18 protein-coding genes are annotated in these 24,610 nt (G+C 58.8%); 8 read left to right on the top strand and 10 right to left on the bottom strand.

The features are described from left to right. Window positions 1-17: 17 nt before the first annotated feature. The 4 genes from proB to gpt form a co-directional block, all read right to left on the bottom strand. Complete coding sequence (proB, locus tag WJM78_RS16415; protein ID WP_212513080.1) at window positions 18-1,121, bottom strand: glutamate 5-kinase; 1,104 nt, start codon at window positions 1,119-1,121, stop codon at window positions 18-20. A gap of 208 nt (window positions 1,122-1,329) precedes the next feature. Next, entirely contained in the window at window positions 1,330-1,722 is a 393-nt protein-coding gene (crl, locus tag WJM78_RS16420) for a sigma factor-binding protein Crl (RefSeq protein WP_212513081.1), read from the bottom strand. A gap of 59 nt (window positions 1,723-1,781) precedes the next feature. Next, window positions 1,782-3,050 (bottom strand): esterase FrsA, encoded by a 1,269-nt coding sequence (gene frsA / locus WJM78_RS16425; protein WP_287146227.1) that lies wholly within the window; start codon window positions 3,048-3,050, stop codon window positions 1,782-1,784. Between the two features lie 110 nt (window positions 3,051-3,160). Continuing rightward, the gene (gene gpt, locus WJM78_RS16430; protein WP_042035757.1) at window positions 3,161-3,628 is read right to left on the bottom strand and encodes a xanthine phosphoribosyltransferase; all 468 of its coding nucleotides are present in this window, start codon (window positions 3,626-3,628) and stop codon (window positions 3,161-3,163) included. 927 nt (window positions 3,629-4,555) lie between these two features. Here gpt and WJM78_RS16435 point away from each other — a divergent pair. Beyond that, entirely contained in the window at window positions 4,556-6,007 is a 1,452-nt protein-coding gene (locus tag WJM78_RS16435; RefSeq protein ID WP_339010597.1) for an aminoacyl-histidine dipeptidase, read from the top strand. 721 nt (window positions 6,008-6,728) lie between these two features. On the opposite strand, the gene WJM78_RS16440 is transcribed toward WJM78_RS16435, so the two are convergent. From WJM78_RS16440 to WJM78_RS16460, 5 genes are all read right to left on the bottom strand, one after another. Further along, on the bottom strand, window positions 6,729-7,730 hold the full coding sequence (locus tag WJM78_RS16440) for a dipeptide ABC transporter ATP-binding protein (protein ID WP_339010599.1): 1,002 nt from the start codon (window positions 7,728-7,730) through the stop codon (window positions 6,729-6,731). Then, window positions 7,727-8,785 carry an ABC transporter ATP-binding protein gene (locus tag WJM78_RS16445; protein WP_339010601.1) on the bottom strand — a complete coding sequence of 353 codons (1,059 nt, stop codon included), beginning with the start codon at window positions 8,783-8,785 and terminating at the stop codon, window positions 7,727-7,729. The genes WJM78_RS16440 and WJM78_RS16445 overlap by 4 nt, the downstream gene beginning before the upstream one ends. Window positions 8,786-8,810: 25 nt before the next feature. After that, entirely contained in the window at window positions 8,811-10,628 is a 1,818-nt protein-coding gene (locus tag WJM78_RS16450; RefSeq protein ID WP_339010603.1) for an extracellular solute-binding protein, read from the bottom strand. An 82-nt stretch (window positions 10,629-10,710) separates the two neighbouring features. After that, window positions 10,711-11,754 (bottom strand): ABC transporter permease, encoded by a 1,044-nt coding sequence (locus tag WJM78_RS16455; protein WP_339010606.1) that lies wholly within the window; start codon window positions 11,752-11,754, stop codon window positions 10,711-10,713. A gap of 106 nt (window positions 11,755-11,860) precedes the next feature. Further along, on the bottom strand, window positions 11,861-12,886 hold the full coding sequence (locus WJM78_RS16460; RefSeq protein WP_042035765.1) for an ABC transporter permease subunit: 1,026 nt from the start codon (window positions 12,884-12,886) through the stop codon (window positions 11,861-11,863). A 733-nt stretch (window positions 12,887-13,619) separates the two neighbouring features. Here WJM78_RS16460 and WJM78_RS16465 point away from each other — a divergent pair. From WJM78_RS16465 to WJM78_RS16495, 7 genes are all read left to right on the top strand, one after another. After that, complete coding sequence (locus tag WJM78_RS16465; RefSeq protein ID WP_339010609.1) at window positions 13,620-16,175, top strand: TonB-dependent receptor; 2,556 nt, start codon at window positions 13,620-13,622, stop codon at window positions 16,173-16,175. Window positions 16,176-16,283: 108 nt separating this feature from the next. Continuing rightward, window positions 16,284-17,048 carry a DUF3450 domain-containing protein gene (locus WJM78_RS16470; RefSeq protein ID WP_108537263.1) on the top strand — a complete coding sequence of 255 codons (765 nt, stop codon included), beginning with the start codon at window positions 16,284-16,286 and terminating at the stop codon, window positions 17,046-17,048. After that, complete coding sequence (locus tag WJM78_RS16475) at window positions 17,045-18,418, top strand: MotA/TolQ/ExbB proton channel family protein (protein ID WP_339010612.1); 1,374 nt, start codon at window positions 17,045-17,047, stop codon at window positions 18,416-18,418. Before WJM78_RS16470 ends, WJM78_RS16475 begins: the two co-directional genes overlap by 4 nt. Window positions 18,419-18,428: 10 nt before the next feature. Next, entirely contained in the window at window positions 18,429-18,956 is a 528-nt protein-coding gene (locus WJM78_RS16480) for a MotA/TolQ/ExbB proton channel family protein (RefSeq protein ID WP_042035769.1), read from the top strand. Window positions 18,957-19,023: 67 nt separating this feature from the next. After that, on the top strand, window positions 19,024-19,431 hold the full coding sequence (locus tag WJM78_RS16485) for an ExbD/TolR family protein (protein WP_212514744.1): 408 nt from the start codon (window positions 19,024-19,026) through the stop codon (window positions 19,429-19,431). A 16-nt stretch (window positions 19,432-19,447) separates the two neighbouring features. Then, a complete protein-coding gene (locus WJM78_RS16490) occupies window positions 19,448-20,083 on the top strand; it encodes an energy transducer TonB (RefSeq protein ID WP_042035771.1) in 636 nt (211 codons plus the stop codon). An 11-nt stretch (window positions 20,084-20,094) separates the two neighbouring features. Next, window positions 20,095-21,330, top strand: coding sequence for a tetratricopeptide repeat protein (locus WJM78_RS16495; protein WP_339010619.1), 1,236 nt, complete (start codon window positions 20,095-20,097; stop codon window positions 21,328-21,330). Window positions 21,331-21,537: 207 nt separating this feature from the next. Here the strand turns inward: WJM78_RS16495 and WJM78_RS16500 are convergent, their stop codons facing one another. Next, window positions 21,538-24,534, bottom strand: coding sequence for a glycosyl hydrolase family 18 protein (locus WJM78_RS16500; RefSeq protein WP_339015898.1), 2,997 nt, complete (start codon window positions 24,532-24,534; stop codon window positions 21,538-21,540). Window positions 24,535-24,610 lie beyond the last annotated feature (76 nt).

Consider the following 24,610-nt stretch of genomic DNA (forward strand, 5'->3'; position numbering starts at 1 on the left):
ATGCCGATGCCGCCCAATCAGAGCAACACCATGTCATCCCGGTGAATGGCCACGGCACCATAGCCGTAGCCCAATATCTGTTCTATCTGATCCGAGTGAACACCCCGCAGCTTCTCCAGCTCCAGATGGTCGTACCGGCAGATGCCACGGGCCAGCTCGACGCCCTTGGGATCGAGAATACGCACCACGTCGCCGCGCACGAAATCTCCCTTCACTGAGACTATGCCCTTGGGCAGCAGGCTGGAGCCCTTCTCCTGCATGGCAGCCACGGCGCCCTGATCCACCCGAACCTCACCATGGGGGGGCGGGCCGGCCAAAATCCAGCTCTTGCGCCCTTCCAGCGGTGAGGCCAGCGCCGGGAACAAGGTGCCAATACGCTCACCCCTGGCGAGACGACCTATCACCTCCGGCATCTGGCCGGTGGCGATCACCACCTTGACCCCGGCCCGGCGCGCCACGTCGGCCGCCTGCAGCTTGGTCGCCATGCCACCCGTGCCAAGACCACCGACACTACCCCCCGCCAACTTGCGCAGGGTGTCATCTATGGTCTGCACCTCCTCGATCAGCTGGGCATCCGGGTTGCTGCGCGGATCAGCGGTGAACAAGCCGGTTTGATCGGTCAGCAGGATCAAGAGATCGGCATCGGCCAGAATGGCGGCGCGGGCGGAGAGGTTGTCGTTGTCACCCACCTTGATCTCGGCCGTCGCCACGGCATCGTTCTCGTTGATGACGGGAATGATGCGGTGATCGAGCAGGGTGCGCAGGGTATCCCGGGCATTGAGGTAACGCTCGCGGTCTTCCAGATCGGCGCGGGTCAGCAACATCTGACCAATATGCAGCCCATAGAGGTTGAACAGATCCTGCCACACCCGAATGAGCTGGGTCTGGCCAACCGCCGCCAGCATCTGCTTGTTGGGCAGGGTCGGCGCCAGCGGAGGGTGGCCCAGATGTTCACGCCCGGCGGCGATGGCACCCGAGGTGACCACCACGACTCTGTGGCCGTGACGGTGCAGGGCCGCACACTGCCTGACCAGCTCCACCATGTGGGCACGGTTAAGCTGGGAAGATCCCCCGGTGAGCACGCTGGTGCCCAGTTTGACGACTATGGTTCTGTTTTCCATGGGAGCAAGAAGGCTGAAAAGTAAGGAATCCCTTTATACCCACGGCCCTGTTGCCCTGCAAGGCAATTAAGCCCGCAAGCACTGCGTGGACGAAGGAAGCTTGCCCTGTGGCGAGAAGCGGCAGGCTTGAAGAGATAAATGGGTAACCGCGGACGGTGGGACCAGATGACCCTGCGAGTGAATACAACCCTCGCAGGGCATCAGCACATCAGGCGGCGGTGACAGCCAGCTCATTGGTCACCTGCTCGGCAGGGACCAGCCGACACTCCAGCAAGGTGAGCTTGTCACTGATGAGCTTGTAGAAGCGGTTGAGGGTGCGCTCGACCTCAACCTGATGCTTCTTCGGGATTGGCTTGTTGATCCAGGCCCCTTCCGCATTGTAGAAACCGACCTGATAGTGATAACTGAAGCTGTGATCCTGCTGCTCCAGCACCAACCACCACCCCCAGAACTCCCGCTTGTCCGGCGCCGGTTTGGCGCTGACGCAGACGGAGAGACAGTCGAAACGGTAGCGCCCCTCTTCACACAGATCTTCACGTAAATAGGGGCCAATCGCAGCAAACTGCCTCAGCAATCGCTTGTAAGTCACTTTTTCTGACATGTTAACCTCCCTGTGAACAAGCCATATCATCCTGGGATGACGTTATTTTTAACGCTACATCATGTACATAGATATTTTTTAAGCCACTTGGCCATCTCTTTCAACGCCTCGTCGTATACCTCCTGCAAAGGTTGCTTATCAAACACCACCGCCTTGCCATTGCGGCTAGCGGACGCCAATGCCCGTACATCCTGCTCGGGACAAATGAAATCTTTCTTGTGTCCGATGCTTAATATCGGCACGGAAGTGTGAGTCCCCAACAATCCTTGCGTCTTGAGGGAAAAGACCTGGCACTTGGTACGCAACGACTCCCACTGGGCCGCGTCGGCCCCAAGGCGATTCGCCAGCTCGTCGCGCATCATGCGTGGGCAGCGGGCGAACATCTCCTCATTGGTGAACACCTGATTGACACCCGCCCCTATGCAGACCACTGTCCTGAGCTTGAACGGCTCGATGAAGGCCAGCCGCGCCGCCACATTGCCTGCCAGACGAAAGCCCACCATGGCGATACGCTCATGATCGACCCAGGCCACCTCTGACAAGTGATTCAATACAGCCTGATGCAGCCGACTGGTGTCTTGCACTAGCGGCCAGTGCTCGGCATAGCCGATGCCCGGCATATCCAGCGATAGCATGCCGATGCCGTTGGGCTCCAGGCATTTGAGATAGAGGTTGAGGAAATCGACCTGCAGCGAGTCGATGCCGCCGCTGACGATGACCAGGGGTACGGGTTTGTCCGTGGTCGGCAGATGAAGGTAGCCTTGAATGCTCTTGCCGCGAAATGGCACCTGTATCTCTTTGAGGGGTACCTTGAACAGGCGGCCCGCCTCGCGGTAGGCCATGTTGCCGAGCAGCTGGGCCTGATCCGCCAGCTCGTCATTCTTCAGATGGGGATAACTGGCGATGGAGTAGTAACGCACTGCCCTGAGCAGATCTTTCAGGGCGGCCGCCGAGTCACCCTGCTCCACCAGCGCACGGCCCTGTTTGAAGTAACGACCGGCCAGCTGGCTCCACTCATAGACCCAGTTACCGGACACATAACCCTTGATGGTATCCAGGTAACGTTCGTGGGTGCGTTCCCCTTTTCCCATGGCGATGCAAGCCAGCGTCTGTTCCATCTCGACCGGATCCGCCCCCTGCCAGACCCAGGTTGGCCGGCGCAGCAGACGATACCAGCGCGATGACATAGCGCCATCGATAAAGGTCTCGTCCAGATTGGCATCTTGCTCTTCCACCGGGCTGCTGTTGGAGATCTCGGAGGTCTCCAGCACCTTCTTGACCCGGGTAAAAAGCTTCTCGGTCAGGTTAAGGTCGTCGTTCAAGTCCAAGGTGATTACTCATACTGTCATGCAATGGCTCCATCTTAACCACGTTTCCCCTCTGGCAGCCAGTTGCAGCGCAAAAAAACAGGGCTCCAAATAGGAGCCCTGTGAAGCTGTTATTCTTCGTCGCAGATCGGCTGGGCAAATTCCAGCGCCATGTCCCATGGCTGCTCAATCCAGGTATCTTGCGGAATGGCGACCTCGAAGTCATCCACCAGCGGCTCGCCCATGGGCTTGGCGAAGATGGTGATGAACTTGGCCTTGGGATAGAGTTCGCGGATCGCCTTGGCGGTGCCACCAGTGTCCACCAGATCGTCCACCACCAACCAGCCTTCACCATCACCCGCCGTGGTGGCAGCCTTGACCACCATCAGATCACGCTGGTTGTTGTGGTCGTAGCTGGAGATACACAGGGTTTCGACATTACGGATGCCAAGTTCGCGAGCCATCAGCGCGGCCGGGACCAGACCACCACGGCTGACAGCTATGATCCCTTTCCACTGGCTGACAGGCAGTTGACGACGGGCCAGACGGCGCGCTTCACGTTGCAGGTTATCCCACGACACATAAAACTTTTTTGGCATACTATCGATCTCAACGAGTTATAAAAACAATCACTTAAGACATAAAATCCGTGCTGACACACGCGATTCGGTCAATTCCGGCGCCCCTGCTTCCCGAATTCGGCTTGCACTTTGGCTGCCTCAGGGCTGGTACCTCGGCAGCAAAAACAGATTCTATGAAAGCAGGATGGGCATAGCTGGCGGCCATGTCGTTTGGAGCAAAGACCGCGGACAGGCTGTTGGGCCGGCATGATAGCATCGTTTACAGATAAATTGACTGGCAAACGTATGCGAAATGCAGGAAAAAACGGAGCAGCCCCCCTGCAATCCAGCCCGGCGCCAGGCATACGTACGCCTTTCACTGCATCCGTTTTCGCAGGTTGCAGATAAAAAAATAGCAGGGGGAGGATGTCATCCTCACTCACCTGCTGCTGCATCTTGCTGCTTGCCCCCCGGCGGGGCGCCCCTGGCTTAACGGTAAGCGAAGGGATTCGGGTAGCTATAACCCTGGGTGTAGAGCGATTGGGCAAACCAATAGGTTGAATTGCTGCCTGACATAGTAAAACTCCTGATTGCTTAACAAGTTACGTACCTTTATGCGGGCTCAGATCCTTGAACAGACACTCGGTTCCATGGAGGCGCACTTGCTTTGCTTCGGTTCCCTAGAGGCATACATCGTCATCCTGACGGGTGGCGAACCACGGCCACCAATTTACCAGCCGGCGCCATAAATACAATATTTTTGTGACGTGAGTCACATATTTTATTGTGTGCCAGGCTTGGTCACCTCAACCTCGGCTGTACCCTGTGAACACACCGATGACCAGCACAAGCCGCACGCAATTTGCGCAGATCGATCACATTTTTGTGTGATTGACTGTATTATCGTTATCCTCTTCCTCGGCCCTCTGGGCCCGGTCATTTTCCGTGCTGGTAAGGAGTTCCGACGTGGCACAGCTTAGTTCTCTCTCTCCCAAACTGATTTGGCATTTCTTCGAACAGATCTGCTCCATTCCCCACCCTTCCAAGCACGAAGCCCGCTTAAGCGCCTGGATAGTCGAGTGGGCCCAGGGGGAAGGCCTGGCCGTCAAGCAAGACACAGTAGGCAACATCATCATCAAGAAACCGGCCACCCCCGGGATGGAAAACCGCAAGGGTGTGGTGCTGCAGGCCCATATCGATATGGTGCCCCAGGCCAATGCCGATACCCGCCACGACTTCACCAAAGATCCTATCGATGCCTATATAGACGGTGACTGGGTGACGGCCCGCGGTACCACCCTCGGTGCCGACAACGGCATGGGCATGGCCGGTTGCCTGGCCGTGCTGGCAGACAAGCACCTCAAGCATGGCCCGCTGGAAGTGCTGCTGACCACGGACGAAGAGACCGGTATGACGGGCGCGTTCGGGCTGGAAGCGGGCTGGCTGGAAGGCGAGATCCTGCTCAACACCGACTCGGAAGAGGATGGTGAGGTCTACATGGGTTGCGCCGGTGGCGTGGATGCCAATATTCGCTTCCCGCTGGAGCTGGTAGCCCCTACCGAAGGTGAAGGGTTTGAACTGCAGGTGAAGGGGCTGCGTGGCGGTCACTCCGGCGTCGACATCCATCGCGGTCGTGGCAACGCCAACAAGCTGCTGGTGCGTCTGCTCAAGGCGGCCGAACCGCTGGGCCTGCGTCTGGCCGAGATCCACGGTGGCACCCTGCGCAACGCCATCCCGCGCGAAGCCCGTGCCAAGCTGCTGGTGCCCGCCGCCCACGTCAATGAATTCAAGGCCCTGGTCGACCGCTATGCCGGCATCTACCAGAGCGAGCTGGCGGCCACCGAAGCCAACCTGACCGTGCTGCTCACCGCTCATGAGAAACCGACCAAGCTGATGAGCGACAACCTGCAGGCACGCCTGCTGGACGCCCTCATGGCCTGCCCGAACGGTGTCATTCGCATGAGCGATGCCATCCCGGGCGTCACCGAGACCTCCACCAACCTCGGCGTCATCAAGACGCTCGATGGCGAGGTGTATGTACAGTGCCTGATCCGCTCCCTCATCGACTCCGGTCGCGAGAGCATCGAGCAGATGACCCGCTCCCTGTTCAATCTGGCCGGTGCCAGCTGCGAATTTACCGGTGCTTATCCTGGCTGGGCGCCGGACGTGGACTCCCCGGTGATGGCATTGGTGCGCAACAGCTACCAGACCCTGTTCGGCGAGATGCCCAACGTCATGGTGATCCATGCAGGCCTCGAGTGCGGCCTGTTCAAGAGCGCCTATCCGGACTGGGACATGGTCTCCTTCGGCCCGACCATACGCGGTGCACACTCGCCGGATGAGAAGGTGCACATCCCGGCCGTCGAGCGCTTCTGGCAGTTGCTGGTCCATGTACTGGAACAGATCCCGGCCAAGTAAGCCTGCCGGCTCATCAGCAGGAGCCGACCTCTGACCTTCAGCGAAAGAGGCTAAGCCCGCTGCCGACATGATTCATACCCCGCCCGGTGCGGGGTATTTTTTTGCACACTGGTGTCCGCCATCGCCAGGATCCATGCACACCAGTGCCCCTGCCGGCCGCCTTCCTTTGTAATGCCCAGCCCCTTCACTTGCCCAGCAGGGGCTCACTTTCGGCCCGCCATGTTGCCCAGAATGACTCTGAAACCGTCTCCATGAACAAAACTGGGTTTGAAAACCCTTTCCATGATTTATGTAAATTTACCACACAAAAAGTTGATCCAGCTCACATAAGGCCATAGGATCAAATTGTGACTCAAGTCACACACTACAACTAGATAACAGAGCGATGAGGTGAAGATATGTTTGAGAACCTGGCAGTACTGTTCCACCTTAAGGGTGCAACCAGCAAGAAAGGCGCCGTAGAGAAAGACGCCTACGCCCCGTCAACCCGTGAGTATTACTTCCGTTACGGTGCCTGATACATCGGGAAAAACAGATATTAAGTAGTAAAATTACACACATCATAATGATTGCCACAGCCATCCCCTCTCGGGGCCGCTGTCCTGCCCTGGCCAGACTTTCCACGGCCAAACCTGAACTCCAATCATGAAGATGGGGCCCACAGGCCCCATTTTTTATTGCTTGTCTCCTGTGCCACTCTGTTGCGATGCGGGCACCGGCATCATATCGCCTTTCCCAGGGGCACAACCTCCGCTGCAACCAAGGGGAAGTGGCAGGCTACCTGATGAGCAGTCCCGTCACAGATCTGCAGACTTGGCGCCGTATGACAGCACAGCTCGGTGGCATAGGGGCAACGCTGGTGAAAATGGCAGCCGCTCGGCGGCGAGATAGGGGACGGCACATCGCCGGTCAGCAGGATGCGCTGGCTGCGCCGCCGTGGATCCGGCACCGGAATGGCCGAAATCAGCGCCTGGGTGTAGGGGTGACATGGTGCCAGATAGAGCGCTTGAGCCTCCGCCAGTTCGACGATCCTTCCTAAATACATCACCGCAATCCGATCCGAGATGTGTTTGACCACCGACAGATCGTGAGCGATGAAGATGATGGAGAGGTTCATCTCCCGCTGCAGGCTGAGCAGCAGGTTGACGATCTGGGACTGCACCGAGACATCGAGCGCCGACACCGCCTCGTCGCACACCAGCAGCTTGGGCTTGAGGGCGATGGCACGGGCGATGCCGATGCGCTGGCGCTGACCACCGGAAAACTCGTGAGGATAGCGATCCACCGCGCTGCCTGGCAGGCCCACTTTTTCCAGCAACTCCTGCACCCAGACGCGGCGCTGCTCACCATTGCCCTTGCCGTGGATGATAAAGGGCTCCTCCAAAATCTGGCCCACGGTGTGGCGGCTGTTGAGGGATTCTGCAGGATCCTGAAACACCATCTGCATCTCCTGACGCAGGGAGCGCATCTCCTTCGGGCTGAGCGCTGTGATATCACGCCCCTCGAAGGTGATGGTGCCCGCGGTCGGCTCGAACAGCTTGAGCAGGCTGCGCCCGAGGGTGGATTTGCCGCAACCCGATTCGCCCACCAGCCCCAGCGTCTCCCCCTGTTTCAGGTCGAAGCTGACGCCATCCACTGCGTGAACCGTATATTTCTTGCGCAGAAACCCGCCGCCCAGCCGGAAGTGCTGTTTCAGGTCCCTGACCGATAACAGGGTACTCATACGGTCAACTCCTTCCAGTAGTGACAGGCGACATGGTGACGCGAGTTTAGTTGTTCCACTGCCGGAATGGCACTGACACAGAGGTCGGTTGCGTGAGGGCAACGGTTGGAGAAACGGCAGCCAGCGGGCATTTCGTGCAGGGCCGGTACCTGTCCCTTGATGGTCTTGAGCAGGCTCTTGGGCTCATCCTCCAGGCGCGGGATCGAGCTCATCAAACCGTGGGTATAGGGATGACGGGGATGGTCAAACAGTTCAAACACATCGGCCTGCTCCACCGCGCGGCCGGCGTACATCACCACCACTTCGTCGCACAGCTCCGCCACCACCCCCAGATCGTGGGTGATAAAGATGATGGCCATCCCGGTCTGGGCTTGCAGCTCTTTCATCAATTCGAGGATCTGGGCCTGAATGGTGACATCCAGCGCCGTGGTCGGTTCGTCGCAGATAAGCAGGTCCGGCTCGCAGGAGAGCGCCATGGCGATCATCACCCGCTGGCGCATGCCGCCGGAGAGGTTGTGAGGGTAAACGGCAAAGCGCTGGGCAGGCTCAGGGATCCCCACCTTCTGCAGCATGGCGATGGCCGCGGCTTTGCGCTGGGCCTTGTCATACTCGGGGCGATGGAGGCGAAATACCTCCATCAGTTGCTCACCGACCGTCTGCACCGGGTTGAGGGCCGTCATCGGCTCCTGAAAGATCATCGAGATGCGGTTGCCGCGCACCTTGTACATCTGATCCGGCGCCAGCGTGAGCAGATCCTCCCCCTGAAAGCGGATAGAACCGGCCACCACCTGACCGTGGGGTTTGGGCAAGAGCCCCATGATGGCCAGTGAGGTGACGCTCTTGCCACAGCCGGACTCGCCGACGATCCCCAGCGTCTGGCCCGGTGCCACCTTGAAGCTGACCCCGTCGAGCACCTTGATCTTGCCGTCATCGACGGCAAACTCCACCTCGAGATCGCTTACCTCAAGAATCGAGGCCTGGTTCTGGCCGTGATCAACGGCAAACTCCCCCCCGTTATCCGGTACCTCAAGAATGGGGGCCTGGGTGTTGGGCATAACGGCTGCTCCCTTCTCAATGGCATCAATGACGTGCATGGGTCTGGTCGAGCAGGTTGATAGGCGCCAGCGCCTCCCCTGCCTCCTTGGCTTTCAAGGTCTCTTCCTTCACCTTGGGATCCAGCCAGAGCAGGCCACCACTGCTGTGGGGATAGCCATCCATGGGCCAGTAGAGCAGATCCGGCGTGTTCTGGGTGGCGGGCACCTCGGGCAGCATCACATGACGCCAGCTGCTGGCCCGCACATAGTTGAGCTGCACCCCAGGGACGAAGATGGCGAGGTCATAGATACGCTGCTGGATCCGTTGTGAGAGCTTGGCCCGTTTGGCCATGTCGAATTCGACGTTGTAGACATCGATCAGCCCATCGAGCTCTTTGTCAGCCACGTTGAACAGGTTGTTGGTCTGCGGCTTGTTGGCGTTGTCCGAGTGGAAAAACTCCCAATATTGCGGATAGAGACCGCCGCCGCCCCAACCAAGCCAGGCCGCCTCGTGTTTCTTCTCCAGCATCACTTTGAAGCCGGTGGCACCATCCACTAGGTTAAGCTCCAGATCCAGACCCGCCTTCTTGGCCTCTTCCCTGAGCACGGTCAGTCGCTTGGAGTGCTCCTGACTGGTGTAGGTGAGCGCCAGCGTCAACCGCTCGCCCTTGTCATTTTGCAGGATGCCATCCGGCCCCGGCTTGTTGTAGCCGCCCTTGGCAAAGTATTCACGCGCCTTGCCGATGTCGTAAGCCCGCTCCGGCAGTGTGATGTCGGTGAACTCGCCAAAGCCCGAGTCAAAGGTGGTGGCTCTGTCGTAGTCGCCACGCAGCACGGTTTCGATCATCTTGTCGATGTTGAAGGCGTGTTGGATGCCGAGGCGCACATTCACGTCCGCCAGCTTGGGGTTAGCCACATTGAGATGAACCCCCTGACCGCCCTGTTTGGTGTCGGTCATGGCCATCACCTTCTGCACGTACCCCTTCTTGTATTCCGGGGTCACGGCTTTTTCATGCCACCAGTTGGGCAGGATCATCTCGAAGGTATCGAGTTCTCCTTTGAGGAAGTGACGAAATGCGATGTTGTGGTCCCGGATCACCTGCACCTTGATGGCGTCGATATTGAATCTGTGCTGGTTGTAGCGATCGTCTTTGGCCCACCAGTCCTGCTGCTTGCCGAAGGTGACAGACTTGCCCTTCTTCACGTCAGTCATCACATAGGGACCTGTCGTAGGTACCACGGCCCAGTTGTACTGCTTCACCCAGTTGGGGGTCAGCTTGTAGTAATGCTTGGGCTGGGGCCACAGCTCAGTGGTGTTGAGCAGGTCCAGCTTGGCTTTGCGGCTGCCCGCCTTGACCAGAATGGTATGGTCATCAATCTTCTCTACCGCCACCACTTCGGTGGTGTAGTAGTTGTTGAACCAGGGCCCCTTGATGTCCTTGGATCGCATCATCTCGTAGCCGAAGGTGTAGTCGTCGGCGGTGACCGGCTTGCCGTCGGACCATTTGGCCCGCGGATCCAGCTTGAAGTAGACGGTCTGGCTGTCTGGCGCGATGGCCCAGTGGGTCGCCAGCGATGGGATGGGGTTGCCGGTGTTGGGGTGAAAGCTGATCAGCCGCAGCTGGTTATCCTGGATGAAGGAGCGGAACGAACCGTTGGAATCCGGCCCTACAGTGCGAAACGTCAGCGGAAAGCTGTCGATGAAGAGGTTGAGGCTGCCGCCCGGCAGCGCCTTGGAAGAGGCGAACACGGGGTCCGTGTCGTTGGTCTCCCACTTGAGATCAGCAGGCAGGCTGGCGGCCAATACCCATGATCCGTTCACCAGCAGAAAAAGTGCACCTATCCATTTGATTTTATTATTCATGTTTGACTTCCTGGTCTAGCCCCTGCACTGGGGTCTTGTCGATTTAAGGGTGAGTCACCCGGGGCCATGAGGGCGCCGTGGGTCACTGATAACGGGTAAATTTACGCGGGTCGAACGCCTCGCGGATCGCCTCGCCGATAAAGGAGACCATGATCAGCACCAGACTCACCGCCGCCACCACCGAACTGACGATCCAGATGGCATCCAGATTGTTGATCCCCTGCGAGAGCAGCTCGCCCCAGCTCGGGGTCGGTGGTGCCAACCCGAAGCCCAGATAGTCCAGCGCCGTCAGGATGGATATGTTGCCCACCACGGCGAACGGCGCCAGGGTAACGATCATCATCAGGGTATTGGGCAGAATGTGGTTGAAGATGATCCGCCCGGTGGTGGCCCCTTGCGCCCGCGCCGCCATCACATAGTCCCGTGCCCGCTCCTTGTAGGTGAGGGTGCGCATATACCAGGTGATCCCCATCCAGCCGAACAGCACGTTGATGCCGACAAACAGACCGAAGTTGGGCTTGGCCAGCGACACCAGGATCATGATGACGTAGAGAAACGGCACCTGGGACCAGATCTCGATGAAGCGTTGCAAGATGAGGTCAAAGCGGCCGCCGAGAAAGCCCATCAGACAGCCGATGGTGACCCCGATGGCGTAACTTGCCGCTAGCGCGATAAAGGCAAAGCCGATGGCGATGCGAAAGCCATAGACCAGCCGCGCCAGCACATCGCGGCCGCTGGTGTCGGTGCCGAGGAAGTGGCGTTCAGCCAGGCTGGGGGCGAAGGGCGGATAGGTATCTTGCTTGAAATCCTGCTCATAAGGGTTCCAGGGTACAGGCGGCAGCAGCACCCAGTTGCCCTTGCCCTCCTCTGCAAATTTGGTCTTGAGCTGGCGATAGTTGGTCTCGTACTCGTAATCGAGTCCGAAGTGAGTACCGGGGATTACGTCACCATAAGTGGGGAAGTGGAGCTGACCCTGATAGCTCACAATCAGTGCCCGGCTGTTGACCAGCAGCTCCGCCAGCAGGGAGAGCACCACCAGGGTGGTAAAGATGACAAACGAGTAATAACCACGCTTTATCGACTTGAAACGCTTGAGTTTTTTTAAGGTAACCGGGTTGAGCTTCATGGTTATTCTCCAAACCGCACGCGGGGGTCAACAAAGGCAACACAGATATCGGAGACAATATGGCGTGATATCAGCATCGACATGACAAGAAGGAGCAGGTTCATGTTCACTCTCCAAACCGCACGCGGGGGTCAACAAAGGCGACACAGATATCGGAGACGATATTGCCAACCAGCATCAACATGGAGGTGATGGCCAAAATGCCCATGACGGTGGGGTAATCCCGCTCGACGATCGCCTCATAACCGAGCAGCCCTATGCCGTCGATGTTGAAAATGGTCTCGATGAGAAAGGAGCCACCGAAGAAGACGGTGAGCACAGACCCTAAGTGACTGGCAATGGGGATCAGGCTGTTGCGCATGGCGTGGTCGGTGACCGCCTTGCGAAACGGTAGCCCCTTGGCCACGGCGGTACGCACGTAATCCGCCGACAGGTTCTCCATCAGGCTGTTCTTCATGGTCATGGTGAGGATGGCAAAATCCCCGATGGCGTAGGCGATGAGCGGCAACAGGGCGTGGGCAAAGACGGTACGGATCTGGGCCCAGCGGCTCTCCATGGCGTCGAAATCGTCCCCCGGAAAACCGCCCATGGGCAGCCATTCCAGATGGAAGGCGAAGACGGTGATGAGAAAGATACCCACCACGTAGGCGGGCAGGGCATAGGCCATGTAGATGAACATGGAGCTGAGCGAATCGAAGCGACTATTATGCCTGAGGGCCTTGGCCACTCCGAGAGGTATGGATACCGCGTAGCTCAGCAGAAAGGTGGCCAACCCGAAGAAGGCGGTGACCGGTAGCCTGTCTTTGATGAGGCCCCACACCGGCTCGTAATAGCGGGTCGACTCCCCGAGATCCAGTACGGCCAGCTTCTGCAGCCACTCCCAATAGGCGATCAGCATCGGCTTGTCGAGGCCATAGAAGGCCTTGAGCTCCTCGATCTGTTCATCGGAGAGGGCCTGCGCACCCTTGCTGCCGCTGGATCGGCCAGATTCGTTCTGGGACACCTGCGCCTGCAACAACATGCGTTCAACCGGGCCGCCGGGCACAAAACGGGTGATGGTGAAGACGAGCAGGGTGATACCGAGAAACGTCGGGATGATCAAAAGCATCCGACGTAAGAAATACGACAGCATGGTGAAACCTCGTCCTTGTTGTTCTTGTATGGCTAGTCAATTCCGATGACCGGCCTGTCCTTCCTGGCATTACTCACTGGATAGGCTGTTATTAACAGACAATCCGCTGGGTCACTGTAAAAGCTCTGCAACAAAAATCAAGTAGAACGAAGGGGGTGACATCTGCTTTTGGCATATAGCAGAATTTATTGTGAATTTTTTATGAAAAACTCAACTTCAAGATAAAACACTACTCACCGCACAACTAAACCATCGTTTAAATTTTAAATTAAAATAATAAAAAAAGAGAGCTAAAAACAAAAACCGATATAAAACATGCCATTAACAAAAAATCCGCTCATTTACTCTCTCTATAGACAAACGCTTGAACTCCGCCAAACACCCGGCCTGAACAGAAACACAACACACCATAAAAACAGCTAAAAATGCTATTTAAGTTGCTTTTTACAAGACAAACATCAAGGAAGAAGATCACTTATCGATAAGTTTAAATTTAATCAATAAAATGGAAACACTTCGATTTAACACCGATTTCACATCGCAAGTGGATGCCAAGTCAGAATAAAAACTGGTAATAGCGAACTAATAAAACATAGTCATCTTATTCCCCGCCCCCACCCCATCCGCACCACCTCAATTGACGTCCACATCGAAAGCTTGATAAGCCTTACGCATCGCTCCAACGAGGGCGGTATGGAAGCAAACAAAAAAACAACCAGGAAGGATATAAGCGATGCTTAGGAAAAGCAGACTCTCTGCTGCCGTTGCGTTTGCCTTGGCGAGCGCGGCAGTGGTAGCCCCCCCCGCTATGGCCGAAGAAGGCCAAAACGTTGAAAAACTGCAGAAAATCAAGGTGACCGGCTCCCGCATCTCCCGTGTCGATGTGGAAGGCGCCACCCCGGTTATCGCCATCAGCAGAGCCAGGATCGAGCAATCCGGTCAGCAGACAGTGGCTGACTACCTGAAACAAGCCTCCTTCAACTCCTTTGGTGGTTTATCCCCCGCATCTGGTAACTCCGCTCAATCCCAGTCGACCGTTGGTCTGCGTGGTCTGGGCTCAGAGCGCACTCTGGTGCTGCTCAATGGCAAGCGGGTCGCGGGCTCCCCTTCCATAGGTGGCAGCGCCATCAACCTGAACACCATTCCCATGGCGGCCGTTGAACGGGTGGAAGTGAACCTGGATGGCGGTTCAGCACTGTATGGCTCTGATGCCATCGGCGGTGTCATCAACGTCATCTTGAAGCAAGACTACGAAGGGCTGGCCTTCCAGGGGCGTATTGGCTCGCCCACCAAAGAGGGTGGCGACGAGAAGAATGGCTCTATTGTCAGCGGTATCACAGGGGAGAAGGGCGCCCTGATGATGGTCTATGAACACGATGTCAAAGACGAGATCTACTACAAGGATCGCGATTATCTGGCATTACAGGGCGCCTCCGCTCCCAGCCTGTATGGCCGCAACATCAAGGGGGTCGATGCCGCCACCGGCAAGACAGTCACCCGCACACTGAAAGGCGTCGACTGTGCCAATACTGGCACCGGGTTCGTGCCTGTCGGCTCGACTTGCCGCTTCGACTTCGCCCAGGTTGCCGCCAAGACAGCCTCTCGCAACCGCGACACCGTCTACGTCAACGGGCGCTATCACATCAATGACAGCGTCGACTTCGTGCCCCAGCTGATCGGCTCGCGTATCACCAGCTTTGGCCGCTCCGCCCCGGCTCCTGGCCCCTTCAGCATCGACGGCACCACCTCGGGCGGTGCCCAGCTGTTGGCCGACAACGGCTTCATCGGCGAGAAGGCCACCGTCTACTACCGCTTCAACAACGTCGGCCCCCGTGACAACGACGTCACCGACATGACCGGCAGCATCAACCTGGGCTTTGAAGGCGCGCTGCCGACCGAAGCGGTGGGCGATGTGGAGTGGAGTGCAGGCTACATGTATTCCAAGACTGACAACAAGAACCGTGGAACAGGTTATGTGCTGAACCCGGCGGTCCAGCAACAGGTCGATGCGGGCAACTTCAAGAACGGCGAGTTCTCCAACGCGGCGACCAACAGCCTCTCCTACGACATCAGCCGTACTTCCAAGATGGATTTCTTCCAGTGGTACGGCGGCCTGGGCTGGAGCATGGGCGAGCTGCCGGCCGGCCCCATCGGCTGGTTTCTGGGCGCAGAATACAACGATTGGACCTACTCTGACACCTACGACAGCCAGTCCGAAGCTGGCAACGTCATCGGCTCTGCCGGCAACTCGGGTGGCGGTGTACGCGACGTCTTCGCCACCTACATCGAGAGCTTGATCCCCATCACCGAGCAGATCGAGTTGAACCTGGCCGGTCGTTACGACAAGTACAGCGACTTTGGCAGCGCCTTCTCGCCCAAGGCGAGCCTGCGTTATCAGCCGCTGGACAATCTGTTGTTCCGTACCTCCTGGTCACAATCCTTCCGTGCTCCGGGTCTGGATGATCTCTATGCCGCCGATGCCGACTCCGCCGACTTTGCCAAGGACTATGTCTCCTGCCGGGCAAACGGGGTGGCCAACTGCCCGGAAGAGCAGTTCACCACGGTTCGCCAATCCAACAAGAAGCTGAAGGAAGAGACGGCTGACACCTTCGGCATAGGCACTGCGTATAGCCCGATCGACGATCTCAACCTCTCGCTGGATTACTACTACATCAAGATAGATGACGTGATCCAGCTGGCGACCACCCAGACCCAGTTCTACCAGGAGCTGAATACCGGCAGCAACCCGAACGTCATCCGCGATGCCAATGGCGATGTGCAGCAGGTCTATGCTGGCATGGTCAACCTGGGTCAGCTCAAGACCAGCGGTCTGGATTTCAAGGCGGATTACAAGTACGACTTCGACGTCGTGACAGTACGCTACGACTTCGGCAGCACCTACATTCTGAAATACGAAGAGGGTCTGTTCGCCGGTGGTCCCATGGTCGACAAGAAGGGCTGGAACGCCAAGCCGGAACTGCGCTTCAACTCCGGCGTCGGGGTCAATGTGCCGCAGTGGTGGAACATGGATACCTACCTGAGTGCCAACTACATCGACTCCCAGAGCCAGGATTACGTAGATGGTCAGAAAGAGGGGCATATCGCGTCCCAGACCACCTGGAACCTGAACGTCGCGGTTGACACCCCCTGGAATGGCAAGCTGCAAGCCGGTGTGAGGAACATGTTCAACGTAGACCCCTCGCTCTCCAGCGACGGCTTCACCTATGACGAAGACCTCTACAGCATCGACGGGCGCGTCGTCTACCTCGACTACACCCAGAAGTTCTAATCAACCTCGTTGATATACAACCCAAGCCGGCCCGGTCGGGCCGGCTTTGCCCAACGTCCAAGGAAGTTACGGAGATAGGGTAAACCTATGAAGACAAGGACAATTACAATGAAGAAAGCGCTCCTCGGCAGCCTGGTTTCTGCTGCCTTGCTGACCAGCTTCACTCTGAGTGCCGCCTCTGCCGGTCAGGCAGTGGACGCTCAAGCCGCCACCAACAATGCATCCAAAGTGTCCCAGCAGAAGATCGACAACTACGCCGAGTCTGCCGAGTCTGCCCTGGCGCAGTACAAGGCCGCCCTGCGCCAGGTCGACAGTCTGCGCACCTACAACGAGCAGGTGGGCAAGATGGTCGACTCCCAGACCACAGAGCTGGCCTCGATGCAGCGCCAGATCGCCCAGATCGATCAGACCAGCACCGAAGTCGTCCCCCTGATGCTCAAGATGATCGACTCCCTCGAGCAGTTCGTCTCTCTGGATCTGCCGTTCCAGAAAGTCGAGCGGGAGGACCGCGTGGCGGCCCTGACGGACCTGATGAACCGGGCCGATGTCACCATCTCCGAGAAGTACCGCAAGATCCTGGAAGCCTACCAGATCGAGGAGGGCTTCAGCCGCACCATCGAGTCCTACAAGGCCAGTCTGGACAAGGCTGGCACCGAGAAGACCTACGAGTTCCTGCGCGTCGGCCGCATCGCCCTGCTCTACCAATCCCCGGATGGCAATGAGACCGGCATGTGGAACAAGAAGACCCGTCAATGGGAAGAGCTGCCCCAGGAGTATCGCAGTGCAGTCGAACAGGGCTTGCGTATCGCCAAGAAGCAGGCGCCCCCCGCGCTCATCAAGCTGCCGGTTCAAACTGCGGAGAAAGCATCATGAAAGGAATCAAACTTGCTATTGCCTCCCTGATGGCGGGAGCCACCCTGATCATCCTGCCGGTGACCGCCGCCGAGAAACCGGTAGATCTGAACGCGCTGCTCAATCAGGTCAAGGCCTCCAGCCTGAGCGAATCCCAGCTCAACAAGGAGCGGGAAGCCCGTTTCCTGGCTGACAAAAACGAGCAAGGGGCATTGCTGGCCAAGGCCAAGGCCGAGCTGGCTGCCGAAACCGCCAAGGGCGAACAGCTCAAGGTGACCTTCGATGCCAACGACAAGCAGCTGACCGAGCTGACTGACACCCTGCGCCAGCGTTCCGGCAACATGGGCGAGATGTTCGGGGTGCTGCGTCAGTTTGCCGGTGAGTTCAAGGGGATCTTCAATGCCTCCGCCCGCCGGGTCGAGCACCCTGAGCAGGCGGCGCTGCTGACCCGTCTGGCAGAGAGCAAGGAGCTCCCCTCCAGCGATGATCTGACTGCCTTCTGGACCACCACCCTCAGCCGCATGGTTGACGGTGGCAAGGTGAGTCAGATGCCGGCGACCGTGGTGTACGGCGAGGGCAACCAGGCCGAGAAGACAGTGACCCAGATCGGTGAATTCAACACCGTCTCCGAGGGCAAGTACCTCACCTTCGTGCCGGAGACCGGCAAGTTCGAACAACTCTCCCGTCAGCCGGAGAAGAGCGTACTGGCACCTATCGCCGAGTTTGAACAGGGTGGTGGTGGCGTCAAGCCCATCTTCGTCGACCCGTCCCGCGGCGTGATCCTCTCCCTGCTGGTGCAGTCACCGACCCTCAAGGAGCGTATCGATCAGGGTGGTTCCGTGGGTTATGTGATCCTGGCATTGGGGGTCATCGGCACCCTGCTGGCCCTGTTCTGCGGCGCCCGCCTCTCCCTCATCGGCGGCGCCATGCGCAAGCAGCTGAAATCCGATCAGATCATCAAGGGCAACCCCATCGGCGAGATGTTGGGGGCTTACCAGAGCCATAGCGGTGACAACATAGAGGATCTGGAATCCAAACTGGACGAGATCATTCTGCGCAATGTGCCCAAATTCGAGAAGGGCATCAGCATCATCAAGCTGATCGCCTCAGTCGCACCGCTGCTGGGTCTGCTCGGTACCGTGGTGGGGATGATCGCCACCTTCCAGGCCATTACCCTGTTCGGTACCGGTGATCCCAAGCTGATGGCGGGCGGTATCTCGGAGGCCCTGGTCACCACCATGCAGGGTCTGGTCGTGGCCGTGCCCATGCTGTTCCTCTACACCATAGTGCAGACCCAAAGCCGTCGTCTCATCCAGGTGCTGGAAGAGCAGAGCGCCGGTTTCGTCGCCCGTTATCAGGAACGTCTGCACGCCTCCAAAGCCGCAGCGTAAGGAGTCACCCATGTGGTTCTGGTTGATTGAAGAAGTCGAGTCGGTCCGCCGGTTTCTGGGATTGGGGGGCGACGTACTGGTCGCCCTGTTCTTCCTGACCCTGATGATGTGGGCCCTGCTACTGGAGCGCTGGTTCTACTTCATAGCGGTCTACCCCAAGCAGGTGAAACAGACCAAGGCAACCTGGCAGGCCCGCAGTGACCATCTTTCGTGGTCTGCCAAGCAGATCCGGCGCGAGCTGGTCTCTCGGGTTGCCATGGCGGTAGACAAGGGAATGCCGGTCATCAAGGTGCTGATCGCCCTCTGTCCACTGATGGGGCTGCTGGGAACCGTGGTGGGTATGGTGCAGGTGTTTGACACCCTGGCCATCACCGGCACCGGCTCCCCCAGGGCGATGGCCTCGGGCATTTCCAAGGCGACGGTACCGACCATGGCGGGCATGATTGCCGCCCTTTCCGGCCTGTTTTTTGTCAACCAGCTCGATCACAAGGCCAAGCTGGCGGTCGAGAAGCTGGAAGACAACCTGAAACACGGTTGATGCAGGATGCACTCCCCCGCCGGACGCGAGCCTGGCGGGGGCACAGAACAAGCAAGGAGTTTTTGCCATGAGAAAACGTCACAGCGACAGCAGTGCTGATGAGGCGGCCATCGATTTGACCCCCATGCTGGACATAGTGTTCATCATGCTGATCTTCTTCATCGTCACCACTTCGTTCGTCAAGGAGTCCGGCGTGGAGATCAACCGCCCGAGCGCCAGCACGGCCGAGACAGTGAAGAAGGGGAACATCATGGTCGCGGTGCGCGAGAACGGTCAGGTTTGGGTCGACAAGCGTATCGTCGAAGTGGGGGCCGTACGGGCCAACATAGAGCGGCTGCGGGCCGAGAATCCGGAGAGCGCCGTGGTGATCCAGGCCGATAACGAATCCCGTTCAGGTCTGGTGGTCCAGGTCATGGATCAGATCCGCATGGCCGGTGTCCAGAACATCTCCATCGCGGCAGACAAGAGCAGCTGATGCCGGAGATAGACCTATGAGATACCTGATATCGTTGGCTGTCTCCTGTGTGGTGGTGTTCTTCCTGTTTCTGGGAATGAACAAGCTCATCACACCGGATCACCGGGAGTTGGTGGAATCCGAAGACGTCAGCATGACCGACTTCATTCGGGTTCGCCCTCAGGAAACCCTGCAAGAGAGACAACGCGAGCTGCCCAAACCGCCGCCGCCGAACCGGCCACCTCCCCCTCCCGAGATGGAAGTGGCCAGCACGGATCGGCCGCAGATGGAAAGCTCGCCGATGGACATGCCCAAGCTCGACCTCCCGGTCAACATAGGTGGTGGCAACGCCCTCGGCGCCTACAGCACAGGCGGGGGGGGTGGCGGCATGGGTGGCAACAACGGCGCCATTCCGATGGCGACCTTCGAACCCATGATGCCCCGCAAGGCGGCGCTGGCGGGACTCGCCTCCGGCAAGGTGCTGGTAGAGTTCACCGTGACCGAACGTGGCACCGTCAGCAACGTGCGGATCGTGAAAGAAGAGCCCCGCAGCTATGACCTCGGCAAGGAGGCGCGCAAAACCATCGCCAAATGGACGTTTAAACCGGCCATGGTCGATGGCAAGGCGCAGGCCACCCGCATGCAGCAAGAAATCGAGTTTGCGGTCAACTAAGGAAGGTGGCGATGAAAAAGTTACACACCCTGATCCTCGCCCCGGTTGCCATGGCGGTGCTACTCAGCACAGCCAGCTGGGCCGCCGAGCAGCCTGCCCTCTCTGACCGCGCCTATCGCGCGGTCAACAAGGCACAGGCGTTGATCACCGAGAAGAAATACGGCGAGGCCAATGCCAAGCTGCAGGAGGCGCTGTCCGGCGCCGGTGAGCGGGTCTACGACAAAGGGGTGATACTGCAGACCCTCGGCTTCGTGGCAGCGCAGCAGGAGAAGTACGGTCAGGCGACCAAATACTTTGCCGATGCCATCGCCACTGGCGGCCTGCCGCAACCCGTGGCCCAGCAGGTGCGCTACAACCTGGCCCAGCTCTACATGGCGGAGGGCAACTTCAAGGCCTCCATCAGTACCATGAACCAGTGGTTTGCGAGTCTCGGCAAGGATGAGAAACCGACCCCGCACGCCTACATCACGCTGGCCAACGCCCACGTACAGCTCAAGCAGTACCGGGAAGCTATCCCTGCGGTGGATCAGGCGATCAAGCTCTCGGCAGGTAAAGCGCCGGAGTCCTGGTATCTGCTGAAGATGGGGGCGCATTACGAGCTGAAACAGTACAAACCGGCCACCGAAGTGCTGACGACCCTGGTCGGCATGTACCCGGCCAAGAAAAAATACTGGACCCAGCTCTCGGCCATGCACATGCAGGCGGGCAACGATGGCAAGGCGCTGGCGGCGCTCGAATCGGCCTACCACCTCGGCATGCTGACCGAGCCGGCCGAATTGCAGCGGCTGGCCAACTACCTGGCCTTCGCCGGTATTCCTCACCGGGCGGCACGCGTGATGGAGAAGGCGATGAAGGAGGGGACCATAGAGAGCAGCGCAACCAACTTCAAGGCACTGGCCAACTACTGGCATCAGGCCAAGGAGCTGGATCCCGCCATCGATACCCTGGCGAGATCCTACAAGCTGGCTCCGGATGCCGAACTGCAATTGAAGATGGCGCGCATGATGATCCAGAGCAAACGCTATCAGGATCTGGTGGCCCTGGCCGCCAAGCCTGCGGCCAATGCCAATGGTGAACAACGCGCCGATCTGAAATTCCTGACCGGGGTCGCCTATTTTGAGCAGCAAAAACCGAAGGAGGCCCTCTCCGCCTTCACCCAGGCAGCCCAGAATGGCAACGTCAGTGGCCGTGCCTCTCCCTGGATAAACTTCCTCAAGGAGCAACAGGGCGGCGCCGTCACCCAATAAACAAGGTCACGGTTTGGCCCCGCCCGCGGCACATAACAAGGGACCGCCCCGCAGGTTGCCTTGGTGGCAATTGGCCGCTCTTCGGAGCGGTCTTTTTTATCCCCCTCTTTTTATATATTCCGCCATAAAAAATCCGGAGCCTGGGCTCCGGATTGATCCTGCTGGTACTGCCTTGCCACGCATGGCGTCAACACAGGAGTTATCAGATCAGTAACTACATACCAGCTTCCAGCTGCCATCGGTGGCCTTGGGTTCGCTGCTGGTCCACCAGTTCGCCTGCCACACCACCTTGTTGTGGGTCATGCGATCGCCGCCATTGGCGTGATCCCCCTGCGGCCAGCTCGGATAGGCCTTGTAGGCCGCCGGATTGACGTTCTGGCTGCTGCAGCTGGTGCCCGGATTCTCGCCGCCACCCGAGCCCAGCACGGCCTCCGGCAGGGTCGGGAACTCGGCCTTGAGCCCTATGGTCTGGCTGCCGCTGATGATACGCATGCCGCTCGGCACGCCGGCTGCGGGCAGGTAGTAGGTCATGGCGACTTCAACTTCAGCGCCCGGCGCCAGGGTCTGCCAGCTCGGCAGGTTCATGGCGACCTTGTGGAAGTCCTTCTCGTTGGCAATGCCCTCCGAGTTGTCGTTGCCACCGCTCTCCGCCACTTTCAGCCCCATGCCACTCTGATCCGTGATGGTGTCAGAGGTGGACGTCGGCATCAGAAACTCGATGCGAGCGCCGCCCGGAATGGTCTGGGTCGACTTGTTGACCAGCTTGAGTTTCGGGTTGATCGGGTAGTTGGAGTCCCCTTCCTTGAAGCCGGAGAGGCTGACCTGGATGTCGAGCTGGGCACTCGGCGCGGCCAGATCATTCTGCTTGTTGTTGTACGGAGTTGCCTTGGCAAACTTCTCGTAGGCAAGCGTAGTCAGAGTGCTGCCCATGCCGTACTCGTTCTTGGCCGGATCGAAGGCGTAGTCGCCCGCCATCTCCCAGAACATGACGCCACCCAACCCGCGCTTGATGATGTAGTCCAGCTTGTGACCCATGGACTCTTCATCTTCAGTGGAGAGGAACACCTTCTTCTCATCGTTCCAGAGCCAGGGCGCCTGCGCCTTGTCATCGTAGTAACGGACGTACTTGCCCTGCATCACGTGGGCCGGGTTGTTGGGATCCAGACCCCAGGCAGTGCCGTAACTTGGCAACGTTGTGATGCCCAGGCTGGCCGCGTGCTCCAGGTTCTTGGCATGCCACATGGGCACGGCGCCACCGCCGATCTCCTTGCCGTTCTTGTCCAGATCATGCCAGATATTGTCAATGCCGACCGCACCATTGCCGCACGGAATCGTACTGCCACCCGTGCCCGGCTGGCACTCGTTCTGGCTCGGCAGGGCCGCCTTGCCACCCAGACCGTGAGTGCCACCGCTCACCCCCTGCCAGCCGCGGGTGTAATAGGGCACACCCACGTTGATCTTGCCGGCCGCCAGCGCACCGCGGAAGTAGTGGGCAGACCAGGCGGCGTTGAGGTAACCGATACCGCCAAACTGGGCCTGATTGTATACGCCCCAGTGGGAGAGCTCGGGGTCGGCATTGTTGTCGAACAGCGCCGCATTGTGACCGACAAAATGGTTCCAGGCACCGTGGAAGTCATAGGTCATCAGGTTGACGTAATCCAGATACTGGGTGACCTGGAAGTTCTCCATGCCGCGCAGCAGGTAGGCTGACGCCGGTGAAGCTATGGTCAGCATGTACTTGCGACCATCCTCGATACCGGCATTGTCGAGCCGCGCCCGCAGTGTCTTCATCAGCACCTCGTAGTTGGCAAACAGCTTGGCACGGCACTGGTTGGAGAGCGGGAAGTCGTTGGGGTTGCCTGCATCCTTCATGGAGGTGGGGTACTCGTAGTCCACATCCACCCCATCGAAACCGTACTGGCGGATGAAACTCACCGCCGAATCGGCAAAGGCGTTGATGCCGGCTGTATTGACCGAGCAGTCGCCCTTGGTGGTGGCGGTGTAGAAGCCGCGGGTATCGGCCCAGCCCCCTACCGAGATAAGGGTCTTCACGTCCGGATACTGCTTCTTGTACTTGGAGATCAGGTTGAAGTGGCCCTGATAGGCGAATTCGGGATCCATCTCGGCGCCCGGCACACCATCCCAAGTCAGCTTGGTGGCTGCATCATCCACCTTGATCTGGTGACTCTGCTCGTCCACCGCCGCGAAGGCGTAGTTGATGTGGGTGAGCTTGTCCCAGGGGATGTCGTTCACCAGGTAGGCGGGCAGGCCATTCTTGCCAGTGCGCCAAGAGGTGAAGTAACCGATCACCCGGCGGGCGTGGTCATCCCCCATGCACTCGTAACCGTCCGGGCGATAGATCTGGCGAATGTCACAAGAGAGGTTGCCACCGGTGGGCGGCAGCGCCGCCTCTTCCACCTGCACATCGACCTGGGCAGACTCGCCCACCAGATTTTCCTTGTCGGTCGCCACCAGCTTGAGGGCGGCAGCCCCCTTGCTCTGGGGCGTCCAGCTCACCTGCCAGGGGGCGCTGACGTCTTCACCGACTTTCTTGCCATCCACGTAGAGCTCGACCCTGGCCACGTCATTGTTGGCATCGGTGACATTGCCACTGACCGCCACGCTGCGCCCCAGGGTCACCTTGGCACCGCTGGCCGGGCTGCTGATACTCACCCCGGGCGCCTCTGGCGCGACCACGGCATTGACGCTGAAGCTGGCATCCGCCTCGCTCAGCACGGCGCCATCCTTGTCCAGCCCACGAGATTTGAGTTGATGGGGGCCGACACCGGTAGCGACCCAGCTGGCCGACCAGGGGGCCCCGCTGCTGACCGCCACCTGCTGACCATCGATCAGATACTCGACCTTGACCAGGGCGCTGCTGTTGCCGCTCAGGGTGACCGCAAGGGCCACGGGTACACCTTCGTTGAAAACGCTACCAAGGGCGGGCGAACTGATTGCCAGCCCAAGGCCCGGATTCGTGCCGCCGTCGTTGAACAGCTTCCAGGCATCGGCCCAGACTGCACCCACACCGGGGGCATAGTGATAGGGGGATGCCCCGCACCAGCCGGAATAGGGAAATTCTTTGCATTCGTAGAGAGCGCCTGCGTTGCTGACCACATCGCCAGCCTTGTAAGCGGTGCCGGCCTGATAGGCGGGATAAGCGGCTTGTGCCCAAGCGGGCATGGCAGCCAGGGCCACCAGCATGGCAAGCCTGCTGGGCCTTAAGGTCTGTTGCATATTGTTATCTTCCTTGTTTTGTCTTGGCATTGGTCACCAGGGC

The sequence above is a fragment of the Aeromonas popoffii genome (assembly GCF_037818705.1).
GTDB lineage: Bacteria > Pseudomonadota > Gammaproteobacteria > Enterobacterales > Aeromonadaceae > Aeromonas > Aeromonas popoffii.